Origin of the sequence: Paenibacillus sp. FSL M7-0802 (genome assembly GCF_038004945.1) — a bacterium.
Classification (GTDB): Bacteria; Bacillota; Bacilli; order Paenibacillales; family Paenibacillaceae; genus Paenibacillus; species Paenibacillus polymyxa_B.
Genome location: NZ_JBBOSD010000001.1, coordinates 2272860 through 2287221 on the forward strand (window position 1 = coordinate 2272860; position 14362 = coordinate 2287221).

A 14362-nucleotide genomic window follows, 5' to 3' on the forward strand; every position below is an offset into this window, starting at 1 on the left:
ATCCTTTACTTCCTTTATTTCCCTTATTAAGGAATCATGCCTTCATCATTACCACCGCCAGGAATCGAGCCTGAATCGTCTCCGCTGTTATCGCTTGGTGGCGTTGCTCCACCACTACTGTCGCCGCTTCCTGTTCCGCTGCTATCGCTTGTTGGTGTTGCTCCACCACTACTGTCACTGCTTCCTGTTCCGCTACTATCGCTTGGCGGCGTTGCTCCACCACTACTGTCGCCGCTTCCTGTTCCGCTGCTATCGCTTGGCGGTGTTGCTCCACCACTACTGTCACTGCTTCCTGTTCCGCTGCTATCGCTTGGCGGTGTTGCTCCACCACTGCTGTCGCTGCTTCCTGTTCCGCTGTTTTGTTGCTGGCTGGCTACAAAATCTTTATACTCCTGAATCGCATCTTCCAGATTCATATAATTTTTCTTAATTTCCGGCATAGGATAATACTGGTCCAGACGATTGAATGCATCCACTACTCTGTGAAAGTAGACCGTCGTAGGATCTGTACCATTTGCTGTGAGCAGATTGTTCGCAATGGTCTTGAGCTCATTGATATCATAATCAGTTACTATCCATTTGGATTGGTAGTTCGCAAACGCTGTAATCAAATCCGTGTTAGCCTGGTCTACCTGCAGCTGTGTGCTATCCGGAGTATTAAGCACAAGGCTTGCCTGATTAATTTGCCCTTGAAGTTCCTCGTTATCTTGTTCGGTATAATGACGGCCGAACGTCTGAACTTCATTATTAGCTAAATTTATGTTGAAACTTAACAACGTAGTATCCACTGCTATTGGTACAGCATACTGGCTCTGTACCTGTTGCAACTCCTCGTATACAGGAACCACGTCTTGCAATTCAAATCTAGGCAGACCTAAGAAAATGGAGGCATGCTCTGATGCAGAAGACAAGGCTTGCTGGGCTTCAGCGCTTAATGCGCCTGAATTTTGCACCAAAATTCCATTGATCGATGCCTGCATTTCAATGATTTCGGCTCTCAATTGTAGTCTTTTCTCGTTATATTTTTCAATATAGGTCCCTTTAGCCTGACTTAATTGATTATAAGAGATCACCAATTGCTCCTCAGGAGTAAACGGCATAATGAGTGCAAAGTTGGCTTGTGCTGTTTGTTGCTCTAAAGACAGCATTTCCGTATTCAAGTAATTACGAGCTACAGGGTTAGACAGCAGTTTTAGATGAATGTCTTGAACCAGCTGCTGCAGTTTTTCCCGAATTGTAGCAGGCACTGGAGCAGTGAATTCCGCAAGTCTTTGACTCAGCTCCATGTTCAAGGTCAATACGTCCTGCTGCGTCATAGCGGTGTGCATCTTCTCTGTATATTCCTGAATGAGGTTGCCCAGTTCAACATTTTGAGAGCCACTCTGATCGTAGATAACCTGCGCTTCTTGTAAAGTATTTTTAAGCACTGAAAAGTCTGCTGCTTGCAATGCCAGAAATGCTTCTGTCGTATCTTTTATTTTTCGTGTCCATTCGTCCAACTGCTCAGTTGTAGCTAATGGGTTCACATATACACTTAATCCTTCCCTCACTAAGGACTTGTAACGCGCTTTGTCAGTTTTCATATTCTCCACACGATCCGTTACATCGAGAAAATGCAGATAGGTATCTCTGAGTTTTACTGATGCATTGTAGACTTCAATTACTCGACGCAAGCTTACTACTTCCCGATCCACAATATTTTGAGGAGCATTCCCTTCCAGCACATTGTTGCCAAATTGAATAGCTTGACTTAGTGATTCATCCCAAAGAGGCGGGAATTCGTCGCCAACCATTCGGTTTTGTTCAAGGGTAGTCGAAGCTACCTGAATCAGTCTAGTTAATTCCTGTGTCCCAATCACTGGTTCTGTGGCTGAGGCTGTGTACACAGAAACATCCTGCTTCAATGTGCTGAGCGCTTGATCTACCTCTGCCTGTGTAGCTGCTGTATTGTTCAGTACCAGCATAGCTTGATTGATTGCTATGGACAGGCTTTCCTTCGCTGCGGCCGTGTAAAGCGCCTGATCTGTTCCACTCTCACCTGCACGCTCCAGTAGTTCTTTGGCTGCATGGACTTCTGTCTCCAGCTGACTGCGGTCTACGCTGATAATGTCACTATCGTGTTTTTTCTTATCTTTGCTATCTGTGTCCGTGACAACCGATCCAGCAGAGGATGAGTTCTTCGTACCATTTACGAGACTAACAGCTTCTTTCATCGCATCATAGTTAATGATAACATCCTGCGGCTGTTTTTGTTCCGGCAGGTTAAGCTGGTTGATTGCAGCTCCCTTAGCCAGCGTAATAAAAGGAACGCCCACATATTGTGATGCATCCAGCAAACCAATACTACCGCTAACCAACAGCTTGCCCAGTCCCTGTTGCAAAGAAACGCGGCTAATCGCGGCATTTCCTTCGGTCACGATCGATGCATCATCTTTCAGCGTCAGGTTGTCAATCTTCGTTGTCCCGGTTGCTGTCAGCTTGGCATCCTTAGAGCCCAGCTCCACACCGGACCATGCCGTATTTTCTAAAATGGCCGATACAGGCTGATTCCCTGTACCTTTGATTTCCAATACCCCTGTGGAGGACATGTTCTTCAAGGTTACCGAGCCATTAACGATCAGGCGCCCCTCAAAAGACACACCCTTGCCGTCAAAAACGCCACCGTCTGCGTTAATTTCCAGCTTATTCACACCTGTCAGTGTACGCAAGTTACGGTTAAGGTTGAATTTCGCCCCTTTTAATACAGCTTTGTTATTTTCACCGAACAAACCTTGCAAAGACCCTTCCAACTGGTAAGGGATATTTCCGATGCGAACGGTATTGCCCTCTGATTTCACTTCTCCTACCGGATGATCCAGCAGGCTGACGAATACTTCTGCACCACTCTCCCGGTTCAATGGATTTTTCAAATCCGTTGCAGAAGCATCCTCTGATAAAAGACCGTAAGAGCGGGCAACCTGAACTGCATTTTGCTGTGCATTCGCTGTGCTGGCATCCTGTAAGTCCATTGCACGTACTAGCGATACGATCAGTTCTTCCTTGGTAATGGCATCCCCCGGACGGAACAGTTCCCCGTTACCTGTCATATACCCGGCTGCACGTACAGCCTCAATATAGGGAGCACCCCATGCATCGGATGACACATCCATAAAAGAAGTCTGCGGCTGATTGTTAACTTCCAACTGGAACAGACTGCACAAAATTTTAGCCGCCTCTGCGCGGGTCAAATTCTTTTGCGCCATAAAATCGCCCTGCTTACCGCCTGTCATCAAACCCAAGGTGCGAGCTTGTGCTACAAATCCAGTTTCGCTTTGCGAATCTGCTGTCGCTGCATAAGCAGTCTGGACGCCGCCCACCCAAGGCAGAGATACGATTGAACCTGAAGCAATACCCAATACCATCGCAGATGCAATCCATTTATTTCGATTTACAAGTTTCAACATTTCCACTCCTAGACGCTATTTATTGGCATATATCCTGTTTTTCCAAAGGCTTTAGTCATGTTTAGTTCTACGATTTATGCAACCAAGGAACTATGCTAAGAAAATTATACGAAACCCCACTGAACCGATTCTGAACAATAAGACCTATATGATGGCATCACGCTACAAAATCGCTTGACTTGGAGTGAACTCCAAATGTAATAATATCCGGTGTAAGTAGCTGGAGTAGACTACATTTGAAGAAAACAATATCTAGGAAAGCGAGGTATAATTAAATGGACTATGTGAAACTTGGAAATACCGGTTTGGATGTATCCCGGCTTTGTCTTGGGTGTATGGGCTTTGGGGTTGCAGAACGGTGGATTCACCCATGGATACTAGATGAAGAGCGCAGTCGTCCAATTATAAAAAATGCCCTGGAGCTAGGTATTAATTTTTTTGATACCGCGAATGTATATTCAGATGGAACTAGCGAAGAAATTGTTGGACGGGCTTTAAAGGATTATGCGAATCGAGATGAAATTGTCCTCGCGACAAAGGTTCATTTCCGTATGCATCAAGGCCCGAATGGTGCGGGACTTTCCCGAAAGGCTATCATGAGTGAAATAGATAAGAGCCTTAAGCGACTGGGGACAGATTATGTGGATCTGTACCAAATCCATCGCTGGGATTACAATACCCCTATTGAAGAGACGATGGAAGCATTACATGATGTTGTGAAGGCCGGGAAGGCAAGATATATTGGTGCTTCTGCCATGTACGCATGGCAGTTTCTGAAGGCGTTACATGTTGCTGAAAAGAATGGATGGACCCGATTTGTATCAATGCAGAATCATTTAAATCTCTTATATCGTGAAGAGGAAAGAGAGATGCTGCCGCTTTGTAAAGAAGAAAAAATCGGTGTGATTCCATACAGCCCGCTTGCAGGTGGAAGATTGACGCGTGATGTGCAGGAAACAACACATCGTTCCGAAACCGATCAGGTTGCGAAATCTAAATACGATGCGACTGCCGATACCGATCGATTGATCGTGGAGCAGGTTGCGGCCATCGCAGAAAAACGTGGAGTTCCTCGCGTTCAAATCGCACTTGCCTGGTTGCTACAGAAAGAACCGGTAACAGCTCCCATTATCGGTGCTACGAAAACGTCTCATCTCGAAGATGCAGTAGCTGCTCTTTCGATTACGTTAACATCTGAAGAAATTGCATTGCTGGAAGAGCCATATGTTCCTCATCCGGTAGTTGGCGCTCAGTAAATATGGATGAAATGAAAGTTTCGAAATAAGAAACAACAAGAATGCCCTATCCATTTACATAGGGCGTTTCTTGATCAGAAATCAGGAGGTGAAGTCTGCATGTTGATCGCAGAAGTAAGCAAAAAATTCGAACTATCTCAGGATACACTCCGCTATTATGAACGCATCGGACTTATTCCGCGTGTGAACCGTAATAAAAGTGGAATCAGGGATTACACGGAAGAAGACTGCAGATGGGTTGAATATATCAAATGCATGCGAGGCGTAGGGCTTCCCATTGAAATTTTGATTGAGTACGTTAGGTTGTTCCAGCAGGGTGATGAAACGATAAATGCTAGAAAAGAACTCCTAATGGAGCAACGTAAGCAGCTCATTGCAAAAATGGCAGATATGAACAACGTATTGGAACGCATGGATTATAAAATTACAAGCTATGAACAGACAATAGGTAAAAAAGAAAAACATCTAATTTAACCCCTACGTGCTTTGCGGGAGAGCAGGTTCCCCAAGGACTGAACACCTTGAACAAACAAGACTAGAATGATGACGGTAATCAGCATAACCAGCGTATCAAAACGTTGATAGCCATACGCGATCGCCAGATCGCCAATTCCGCCTCCACCGACCGCACCAGCCATAGCAGTAGCACCAATCAGACCAATAGATGCTGTCGTTAACGACAAAATCAGAGAACTGAATGCCTCAGGAAGCAAAAAGTATCGAATGACCTGGAATGGAGTCGCCCCCATCGCATCTGCTGCCTCCAGTATCCCCGGATTCACCTCCAACAGCGAGTTTTCGACCAGCCTGCCGATATATGGCGCAATATATACAATCAAGGGGACAATTGCCGCACTGGTCCCAATGGATGTATTCACAATCAGACGGGTTAACGGAATGATCGCAATCAGCAAGATAATAAACGGTAAGGAACGAACAATATTAATGATCGGATTCAAAATATTATGCAGCCATTTGTTCTCCAGAATTCCACCCGGACGAGTGATGACGAGTAAAATACCGATAGGGATACCGATCAGGGCACCAATGAATAATGATATGCTGACCATGAGCACGGATTCATACAAAGCTTCCCACAGTTGATCCCAGGTGATCGTAGTTCCTGTAATCATCATAGACTCTCTACCTCCTGAATATGGACTCCTTTGCTCTTGAGAAAATCAACAGCCTGCTGAACGGCATGCTGTCCGCCGCGCAGTTGGATCGTCATATAGCCAATTGTCGTTTCTTGAATCTCCGTCATGTTGGCAAACAAAATGTTCACGTGGATATCATGCTGCCGAATCAATTCATGAACCACCGGATCAGAAGCAACCTGCCCTATAAATTCCAGCTTGTATATTCGCTGCGATTCTTGCTGTTCGAACGTTTGCAGCACACTCTCGGGTACCGTATCGTGAATGACCGTGCGTACAAAGCTCTGTGTCGTTGGGTGCTGCGGCTGCCCGAATACCTCCAGGACATTGCCCTGCTCGATGATTTCCCCCTTTTCCATTACGGCTACCTTATTGCAAATTCGCTGAATCACCGACATCTCATGGGTGATGATCAAAATGGTGATCTTGTATTCCTTATTGATTTTGCGAAGCAAGTCGAGAATTGACTGTGTGGTCTGCGGATCAAGTGCCGAGGTTGCCTCATCACAGAGCAAAATGGACGGGTTGCTCGCAAGCGCCCGTGCAATCCCTACACGCTGCTTTTGTCCGCCGGAAAGCTCGTTGGGATAGCTATTCGCCTTGTCGGACAATCCTATGAACGCCAAGAGCTCTTTTACACGCCCCTCTATTTCCCGTTTGTTGCGCTTAAGCAGCACCAACGGAATTGCAATGTTGTCGAACACTGTTTTCGATTCCAGCAGATTAAAATGCTGAAAAATCATTCCGATCTTCTTCCTTACCTTCCGAAGCCCAGAGGTCGAGTAGGTATTTAACTGCTCCCCCTCAACAAGAACCTCTCCGCTGGTTACCTTCTCCAGACGATTGACCAAACGGATCAGCGTACTTTTCCCTGCACCACTGAATCCGATAAATCCGAAAATATCTCCTTTATCCACTTTGATATTTATATTTTTTAACGCTTCAATACTTAGACCTTTTCTCACATAGGTTTTGGATACATTCCTAAGTTCAATCATGAGTCCTAACTCCTTCCGTTCTCACAAGTATGTAAGATGTCTCTGAGCTGATTGCTTTTCTTTGGCATGAACGATCGAATTAAATCCGAGTATTCTAGTAAGTTTTATAAAGTATACTACTTCGATTTAATATTCATGTCAATATGTGTTTTGAGTCTGGTTAGTCCATGTCCTTGCATAAATCAGCATGATATTGCAGATGGTATGAAATATGCCGAAGCATACACACCTTACCCGAACGGGACGGAAGCGGAGGAACATAGATGAAGCGAATATTTACCTTGTGGCTATGCGTTGCAGTTATGGGAATGTTGGCAGTTACGGCGGAACCCGCATGGGCTACTCAGACTGTTGACGGACAGCCTTATCATTTTGGATTTAAAAAAAGTAAGGGAGGGGAGCTGCCTTCTATCGCACAAGAAGGCTTTATGCACCTGATCGAAAGACAAGGTGGCATCTTTCTGGGAGATACGACTAAAAAAGAATTATTTCTCACATTCGACAACGGCTATGAGAATGGGTATACTCCGAAAGTGCTGGATGTATTGAAGGCCAAAAAGGTCCCAGCCGCCTTCTTTGTGACAGGGCATTTTGTAAAAGACCAGCCTGCTTTGATGCGACGCATGGCAAGTGAGGGTCATATTATCGGAAACCATTCATGGAGCCATCCTGATATGAGCACCATTTCTTCGGCAGAGATCCGGTCTGAGCTGGATCGGGTACGAAATGCATCGGCAGAGCTAACCGGGCAAAAAGAAATGAAATATGTCCGGCCGCCTCGCGGCATTTTTAGTGAAAAAGCATTGGCTTCCTGTCGAGAAGCCGGATATACGAGCGTATTCTGGTCTGTAGCTTACAAGGACTGGGACACAAATATTCAGCAAGGAACGGACTATGCCTATCGTCAAGTCATGCGTCAGCTCCATCCTGGTGCGGTTATTCTGCTTCATTCCGTATCCAAGGACAATGCCGAGGCGCTTGCTTCTATCATCGACGAGGCTCGCAAGCAAGGGTATGAGTTTAAAAGTCTAGACGACCTTAAGGTGAAACATTATCACTAAATAGTAACTGAATTTAATGAGTCGATATCATAATGAGCCCGATCTACACCTGCCCATGGCAGCCAGTGTGAATCGGGCTTTTTAGTTTACGACCAAGGAAGGTAATGGATATAATGACTGTAAGAAATGAATTGGAAAGCACTATTTTTTGGAGGTATATCATGCATTTTGTATTTGATCTGGATGGAACGATTTGCTTTAAGGGTCAGTGTGTGTCGGATAAGATCGCAAGCTGTCTGGAACAATTGTCCCGATCGGGACATGAAGTCATTTTTGCCTCGGCACGGCCGATTCGCGACATGTTACCCGTACTTCCTAAACGCTTTCACACCTATGCTCTGATTGGTGGCAACGGCTCTATGATCTCCCAACAAGGCAGTATAACTCACGTGGAATCCTTTTTACCAGATGTGAAGAATGCCTTGCTCGCACTACTGGAGGAACACCAAACCACCTACCTGATTGACAGCGAGTGGGATTATGCATATACGGGTGCAGCTGATCATCCTATACTCAACAATGTGGATATCAGCAAGTTGGCGCAAAAGCTGCCTTTGGCTTCCCTGAAATCCATCGTAAAAATGCTCATTTTAACTGCTGACGATATGGATGAGCTGGCCGCCAAGCTTTCGCCGCTCGGCGTGGTCATCCATCAACACCGTAATGAACAAGTGCTGGACATCAGCCCGCAAAATATCCATAAATGGAACGCACTTCAGAAGCTTGGTGTGCAGCCCCGTCAATTTATCGCCTTCGGCAATGATGCGAATGATATACCGATGTTCAGGGAGGCACACCATGCTGTCATGATTCATCAACATGCTGAACTGGCTGCCTTCGCGACTGAATCGATCCCTAATGAGGGGGAAAATCAAGAAGACCTGATTATCGCCAAAATACGTGAGTTGGCTGAAACAGTTACCATTTAGCCAAACGCCAAGAAAGGGAAGGTCTCTCTATGAACCTTCCCTTCCTTTTACCATTCTACAGATAGCAACGCCTATTGCACGCTTAGCTTATACACTCGGGCTTCATAGGGGCGCAGCTTCAAGGCGTGCAGTTGTTCCCCTTGTACCGGCTCGTAGTTGGACAGCAGCAACTTCGCTTTAGCAACAGGAAAGTCCTCCTCGGGCCAGTGGTACACCGGATCACGATCAAAGAAATTCAAAATGACCAGCAAACGCTCTTCTCCCAGCAAACGAGTGAATACATACAGCTCCGTATCTAGCGGCAACAGCAGCTTGTATTCGCCATAGACTATGACCTCATGTTGTTTGCGCAGAGCAATCAACTTGCGATAATAGTGGAAAATCGAGTCCGGATTATTTCTTTCTGCCTCTGCATTAATGTGCGTGTAGTTATCATTAATCTTCATCCACGGCTCTCCATCGGTAAATCCGGCTGAAGGGCCAGCATTCCATTGCATGGGAGTACGCGCATTATCCCGACTTTTCCGCCAGATCTCCGCCATAATCTGTTCCTCAGACTCACCGATCTTCCGTTGCTGCTCATAATAATTCAATGTTTCCACATCCCGGTAATCATCAATTGACGGGAATGCGATATTGGTCATGCCAATTTCCTCACCTTGATAAATATAAGGCGTACCCTCTAACATATGTGTGAAGGTTGCCAGCATTTTGGCTGACTCTACGCGATATTGTCCATCATTAGCAAATCGCGAGAGGGCCCGCGGCTGATCATGATTGTTCAGATAATTGGCATTCCATCCTTCCTCATGGAGCACTGTCTGCCAGCTGCTCATTATTTTTTTCAGCTCCACCAGTGTCCACGGCTTGGATTTCCATTTTTCCGTCCCTAGCCCTTGTGCATCAATAAACATGTGTTCAAACTGGAAAACCATATTCAGCTCATGCCGCTGGTCCCCCACATAATCAAGCGCCTGTTCCGGTCCTAAACCAGACGTTTCGCCAACTGTCATTAAGGGATAACGCTCCAGTAATTTTTCATTCAGCATCCGTAGAAGTACATGTACCTGTTCTAGATTGGAAAAGAGCTGATAGGCACGTACCAAGGTTCGTTTGTCAGGATTATCGGCATCCGGCAGCCCCTCCGCTTTGACAATATGGGCAATGGCGTCAAAACGGAAGCCATCGACTCCCTTTTTCAGCCACCATTCCACCATGCGGTAGAGCTCGCCCACCATCTCTTCATTTTCCCAGTTCAGATCTGGCTGATGCTCGGAATATAGATGCATGTAATATTCGTCTGTAAGCTTGTCATATTTCCACACTGAACCGGAGAAATACGATTCCCAGTTGTTCGGATATCCGCCATTTTTGCCTGTTCGCCATATGTAGTAGTCCCGCTTCGGATTATCCTTGGACGAGCGTGACTCCGTAAACCACGGATGCTCATCCGATGTATGGTTTAATACCAAATCCATCATGATTTTGATGCCTCGTTCATGCGCCTGGTGAAGCAGTTCGTCAAAATCCTCCATCGTTCCAAACTCATCCATAATGGCATAATAATCGCTAATATCATATCCGTTATCGTGATTAGGCGATTTATATACCGGACAAATCCAGATTACATCAATACCCAGCTCACACAAATAATCCAGCCTGGACAAAATGCCTCGCAAGTCTCCTTTACCGTCTCCGTCAGAATCCTGAAAACTGATCGGGTAAATCTGATATACAACGGCTTCCTTCCACCATATTTTTCTAGGCATGTTTCCCTCCTGTAGCTTCTCTGTACATCCAATAGCTTATGCTCTTAACATACACGCAATACCTGTCTGCGAATCGTTGGTGTAGGGGAACAAGAGTCTTGTAAGCTTGCTTCGACGCATTAGCAGAGCCGCTATAACCTACGGAGATTTATTTTAAAAAAATATTTTGCAAAACAGGTTGTAAAAGTGGACCTGGCGTTACCTATATTTATGAACTGCCCATATACATGTACTCAAAGCGGTGCCACTTTTGAATAAAAGGAGGAATTTACATGAACCATCGACCCAAGGAGCCAAAGGATCTGATTGTGGAAACTACTGTGATCCCGCCCAACATCCATGTGGATGTGGAGTCAGCCACTGAGGGGGGAACACGCCGCCTGATGCTTAGCGATAACCCGGAGACGCTTACCCACGTGACGGTACCTACCGAGCAAGCCACCCTGTGGCATGATGTGGTTCGCACGACAACCCGAACAGTCAAACATCGCATTTTCGGCTGGCATTATAACAAACTCGGCAGCGCTGTTAAACTGGGCATCACCGTAGAGAACAGAAGCGCCGCTAAACTAGAAGTACGACATATTGAACGTGCCCTTAAGATTGTGCCTGAGGACGGCAACTGGATTATAGATGTCGGGCAGTCTATTGCCAAAAGCTGTTTGGCGGGTACGATGGAACGTCTGAAGCCAGCAGACCGTCATAAATTCGGCAAAAGCACCGCCCTGCTGGAGGAATTTGAGCTGCCCGAAGGATCGCTGGCCGGATTCATCTATGACCTCACAGTAGAATTTGCTGAAGGCCACGGTACCTTGGATTATGTGATTCGCACCGTGATCAGCAAGGATACGCAGACCGATCTGCGCCAGATTCATACGGATGCGCTTCCTCCCGTACCTCCACCACAGGCGCATCCACGAGGGGTGTGGTCTTTTTCCGAAACGAATGCGCGGATGCCAGAGTACGTGGTCGGGCAAAGCGCCAACTACCGGGCGTGTGCCACCAAAAAGCTGAACGGCGAGACTCCTGCCGATCTGCTGTTTACCGGGGCACGCAGCGAGCTGGGGCCTGCGCTAGATAATCGCGGACAATTCGGAACCATATACAACGCGACGATTCCCATCGTTAATGACAGTGACGAGGTACGTATCGTACGAATCTATGCCAATCCACGTGGGGGCGCGTTCGCCGGGTCTGTGCGTGTGGATGATCGTGTATATGGTATCCCTCTGCTACGAGATAATACCAAGGTATGCCGATTGGCTGATATCAGCGTCCCTCCCGGCAGATCTAGCTATGATCTCAGCTTCATGGTTGCAGGGAGCGCAACCACACCCTTGGGGCTATACGTCATTACACTATAGCTGTGCTCACGATGACTGAATGAGCGAACGTGGAGCCAAAATTTTCACAGAATATGGTCTGCTCTATAGTAAATGGAGCTGTCCCAAAGCTGGTTTTAAACTTTATTGGACAGTCACGCTTCGTCATTAGTATAAAAAAGCGCGAGTGCAAGGGTTATTCCCCCCTGTAGCTCGCGCTTTTTGGTTCATGCTCACCCATTTGAGCAGGTTATGGTCAAGCGAAGGCCTGTAGTCCTCTTCGCCGCCATACCCGGCATCGGCGATGACCATCCCCGGTTACCCGGTTTGTGTCAGAATAAATATCGCTCTATTTGAACCGCTGGACCTGCCTCGAAGGCATAATGGTCAACTCTGGAATATTGACATGCTCCGGTTGCTCTAGTGCATAAAGGGCAGCTTCTGCAACATCATCGGGATGCAGCGGCAAAACGCTCGAAGCAAACGCCCGAATTTCCTGCTCGGGATATCCGGCCACCTGCGAAAATTCCGTCGCCACCGCCCCGGGGTGAATCGCAGTTACACGAATTCCTTGCGTACTGGTCTCCAAACGCAATGCGGAGGCTATGGCACTAACGCCGTACTTGGTAGCGCTGTATAGTCCTCCTCCGGCAACCACTTCCTTCGCTGCAATAGAGGAGACAATGACAACATCCCCCTTGGCCTGTTCCCTCATTGGCTGAAGTCCGTACTTCAGTGTCAGAACAAGACCGTGCACATTCGTCTTGTAAAGCTCCTCCCACCTTTCCAGTTCCACTTCTGCCAGTGGGCTTCGATACCCGAAGCCGGCATTGGCAACGATAATGTCAAGCCGCCCCCAGCGTTCAAGAATGGCGTGGACCGCCTGCTGTACGTCTTCAGCTTTTTGGATATCGGCAGGTATTGCCATGACCTCGTACAACTCCTCTTGGTTCAAGTCGCGAACCAATTCATCCAATCGCTCCTGACGGCGTGCCAATACAGCTACATACGCGCCTCGCTTTGCCAGTTTTTTTGCAATTGATGCCCCAATGCCGCTGCTTGCGCCTGTTACCAAAGCTACTTTCCCGGCCAGGCTTTCCTTCGCTTTCCAGGATAATCTCAATTCATCCAATATCATATTATACCCTCCCCAAGCTTATTTGGTTAAAAGCACACGATGAACACCCTGGCTGCCTCCAGGAGCTGTACCTATATATAAATATCCGTCATGGTTTACAGCCGTGGTTACCCCATAAAGCGAGCCTTCAGGATCATGCCAGCTTCCGATAAGTTTACCCTGCGGATTAAGCTCTATAGCAAGCCCATGCTTCACAGGTGCGCTTGCACCGCTGAGCAGCGATTGAGGCAATTTGGCCATCATTCCAGCCAGCCATGGGCTTCCATGCATCTGATCTACAAAGGGAATACGTGTCGTGAAGAGACCGACCCAGAAATGGCCTTGATCATCACGCGTAATGTTATCCGGAAAACCGGCGAGATTATCCGCAAAAATATCCGAAGTTCCCTTCTTCGGCCCTTTGAGCCAATATCGGGTCAATTGGTAGTGATACGACTCTGCCACAAGCACAAAATCTTCGTCCGCAGACAAGGCAACCCCGTTCGCAAAATAAAGGCCTTCCAACAGAACTGTCGTCTGCTTGGTCGCCGGATCATATTTCAGCAAACGTCCATGTGGCTTGTTCTCGGCGATTTCTTTGAAGACTACACTGCCATAATTGGAGGTGTCAGAAAAATAAATGGTACCATCTTTGGCAATATCCAGCTCGTTGGCCAAATAGATCGGTGTGCCGTCGACTTGATTGGCCAACACCGTCACGTTTCCGGAAGGATCTACCGACAGCAGCCCCTTCTTAACATCCGTAACGATCAGATTTCCACTTGCGTCAAACATAAGTCCATTGGGCGTTCCTTTGGTATCTGCATATAGCTGGGCCTTTTGCGGATTGCCCTTTGTATCAAAGGCAACCTTATAAATTTTCCCGTCGGAGTCTCCCGTATATAAATTTCCTTCCTTGTCAAAGGTGATAAATTCCGGAAACTTAGGGGCAATTGTAACAAGCTCTGCGGAGCTGAGTTTGTTGTTTTGTTGCCATGGACCCGCTTGTTCAAAAGAGGGGGCCGAAGGTGCAAGCCATTTTGCAGGCTGGACAGGGGAAGGGATGAGCATAAGAATAACCATTCCCAGAAGGATTACCGCCAACAGCGATAATCCGGTTCTGCGTACCCATTTACGCGGTTTCTTAGTCTTTCTTCCTTGAGAATCTTTGACAGATAAATCGGGTTTACTGGGCATTAGAGTGCCTCCTATGTGATGTGAATAATATTTCAGCATTTTGCATAATTCGATTCCCAACGCTCGAAAGTACACTATATAGACGAACTAAACCGTTTCGATCTATATATTGC

11 protein-coding genes are annotated in these 14362 nt (G+C 46.8%); 5 read left to right on the forward strand and 6 right to left on the reverse strand.

Features of this window, described 5'->3' with window-relative positions:
• Positions 1–26: 26 nt before the first annotated feature.
• Entirely contained in the window at positions 27–3443 is a 3417-nt protein-coding gene (locus MHB54_RS10650) for an S-layer homology domain-containing protein (protein ID WP_340981597.1), read from the reverse strand.
• Positions 3444–3718: 275 nt separating this feature from the next.
• On the opposite strand from MHB54_RS10650, the gene MHB54_RS10655 reads away from it, so the two are divergent.
• Positions 3719–4699: an aldo/keto reductase gene (locus MHB54_RS10655; RefSeq protein WP_023986718.1), complete on the forward strand. Its 981-nt coding sequence runs from the start codon at positions 3719–3721 to the stop codon at positions 4697–4699.
• Positions 4700–4798: 99 nt separating this feature from the next.
• Positions 4799–5173, forward strand: a complete 375-nt coding sequence (locus MHB54_RS10660) for a MerR family transcriptional regulator (RefSeq protein WP_023986717.1) — start codon at positions 4799–4801, stop codon at positions 5171–5173.
• On the opposite strand, the gene MHB54_RS10665 is transcribed toward MHB54_RS10660, so the two are convergent.
• Together MHB54_RS10665 and MHB54_RS10670 are read right to left on the reverse strand one after the other, a co-directional pair.
• A complete protein-coding gene (locus tag MHB54_RS10665) occupies positions 5170–5835 on the reverse strand; it encodes a methionine ABC transporter permease (protein ID WP_023986716.1) in 666 nt (221 codons plus the stop codon). The genes MHB54_RS10660 and MHB54_RS10665 overlap by 4 nt on opposite strands.
• On the reverse strand, positions 5832–6854 hold the full coding sequence (locus tag MHB54_RS10670) for a methionine ABC transporter ATP-binding protein (RefSeq protein WP_023986715.1): 1023 nt from the start codon (positions 6852–6854) through the stop codon (positions 5832–5834). Before MHB54_RS10670 ends, MHB54_RS10665 begins: the two co-directional genes overlap by 4 nt.
• 263 nt (positions 6855–7117) lie before the next feature.
• On the opposite strand from MHB54_RS10670, the gene pdaA reads away from it, so the two are divergent.
• Together pdaA and MHB54_RS10680 are read left to right on the forward strand one after the other, a co-directional pair.
• Entirely contained in the window at positions 7118–7915 is a 798-nt protein-coding gene (gene pdaA / locus MHB54_RS10675) for a delta-lactam-biosynthetic de-N-acetylase (protein ID WP_023986714.1), read from the forward strand.
• 161 nt (positions 7916–8076) lie between these two features.
• Positions 8077–8844 (forward strand): HAD-IIB family hydrolase, encoded by a 768-nt coding sequence (locus MHB54_RS10680; protein ID WP_053324493.1) that lies wholly within the window; start codon positions 8077–8079, stop codon positions 8842–8844.
• A gap of 71 nt (positions 8845–8915) precedes the next feature.
• Here MHB54_RS10680 and MHB54_RS10685 read toward each other — a convergent pair whose 3' ends face one another.
• Positions 8916–10613 carry a glycoside hydrolase family 13 protein gene (locus MHB54_RS10685; protein WP_069080464.1) on the reverse strand — a complete coding sequence of 566 codons (1698 nt, stop codon included), beginning with the start codon at positions 10611–10613 and terminating at the stop codon, positions 8916–8918.
• A gap of 272 nt (positions 10614–10885) precedes the next feature.
• Between MHB54_RS10685 and MHB54_RS10690 the strand changes: the two genes are divergently transcribed.
• The gene (locus MHB54_RS10690) at positions 10886–11977 is read left to right on the forward strand and encodes a hypothetical protein (protein ID WP_023986711.1); all 1092 of its coding nucleotides are present in this window, start codon (positions 10886–10888) and stop codon (positions 11975–11977) included.
• A gap of 307 nt (positions 11978–12284) precedes the next feature.
• Here MHB54_RS10690 and MHB54_RS10695 read toward each other — a convergent pair whose 3' ends face one another.
• Together MHB54_RS10695 and MHB54_RS10700 are read right to left on the reverse strand one after the other, a co-directional pair.
• On the reverse strand, positions 12285–13073 hold the full coding sequence (locus MHB54_RS10695; protein ID WP_075153607.1) for an SDR family oxidoreductase: 789 nt from the start codon (positions 13071–13073) through the stop codon (positions 12285–12287).
• Positions 13074–13091: 18 nt separating this feature from the next.
• Positions 13092–14249, reverse strand: a complete 1158-nt coding sequence (locus tag MHB54_RS10700; RefSeq protein WP_023986709.1) for an SMP-30/gluconolactonase/LRE family protein — start codon at positions 14247–14249, stop codon at positions 13092–13094.
• Between the last annotated feature and the right edge of the window lie 113 nt (positions 14250–14362).

Bases quoted from the DNA above. Each gene is read 5' to 3' on its own strand.
- MHB54_RS10650 (WP_340981597.1), bottom strand. From the start codon at position 3,443: ATGTTGAAACTTGTAAATCGAAATAAATGGATTGCATCTGCGATGGTA.
- MHB54_RS10655 (WP_023986718.1), top strand. From the start codon at position 3,719: ATGGACTATGTGAAACTTGGAAATACCGGTTTGGATGTATCCCGGCTT.
- MHB54_RS10660 (WP_023986717.1), top strand. From the start codon at position 4,799: ATGTTGATCGCAGAAGTAAGCAAAAAATTCGAACTATCTCAGGATACA.
- MHB54_RS10665 (WP_023986716.1), bottom strand. From the start codon at position 5,835: ATGATGATTACAGGAACTACGATCACCTGGGATCAACTGTGGGAAGCT.
- MHB54_RS10670 (WP_023986715.1), bottom strand. From the start codon at position 6,854: ATGATTGAACTTAGGAATGTATCCAAAACCTATGTGAGAAAAGGTCTA.
- pdaA (WP_023986714.1), top strand. From the start codon at position 7,118: ATGAAGCGAATATTTACCTTGTGGCTATGCGTTGCAGTTATGGGAATG.
- MHB54_RS10680 (WP_053324493.1), top strand. From the start codon at position 8,077: ATGCATTTTGTATTTGATCTGGATGGAACGATTTGCTTTAAGGGTCAG.
- MHB54_RS10685 (WP_069080464.1), bottom strand. From the start codon at position 10,613: ATGCCTAGAAAAATATGGTGGAAGGAAGCCGTTGTATATCAGATTTAC.
- MHB54_RS10690 (WP_023986711.1), top strand. From the start codon at position 10,886: ATGAACCATCGACCCAAGGAGCCAAAGGATCTGATTGTGGAAACTACT.
- MHB54_RS10695 (WP_075153607.1), bottom strand. From the start codon at position 13,073: ATGATATTGGATGAATTGAGATTATCCTGGAAAGCGAAGGAAAGCCTG.
- MHB54_RS10700 (WP_023986709.1), bottom strand. From the start codon at position 14,249: ATGCCCAGTAAACCCGATTTATCTGTCAAAGATTCTCAAGGAAGAAAG.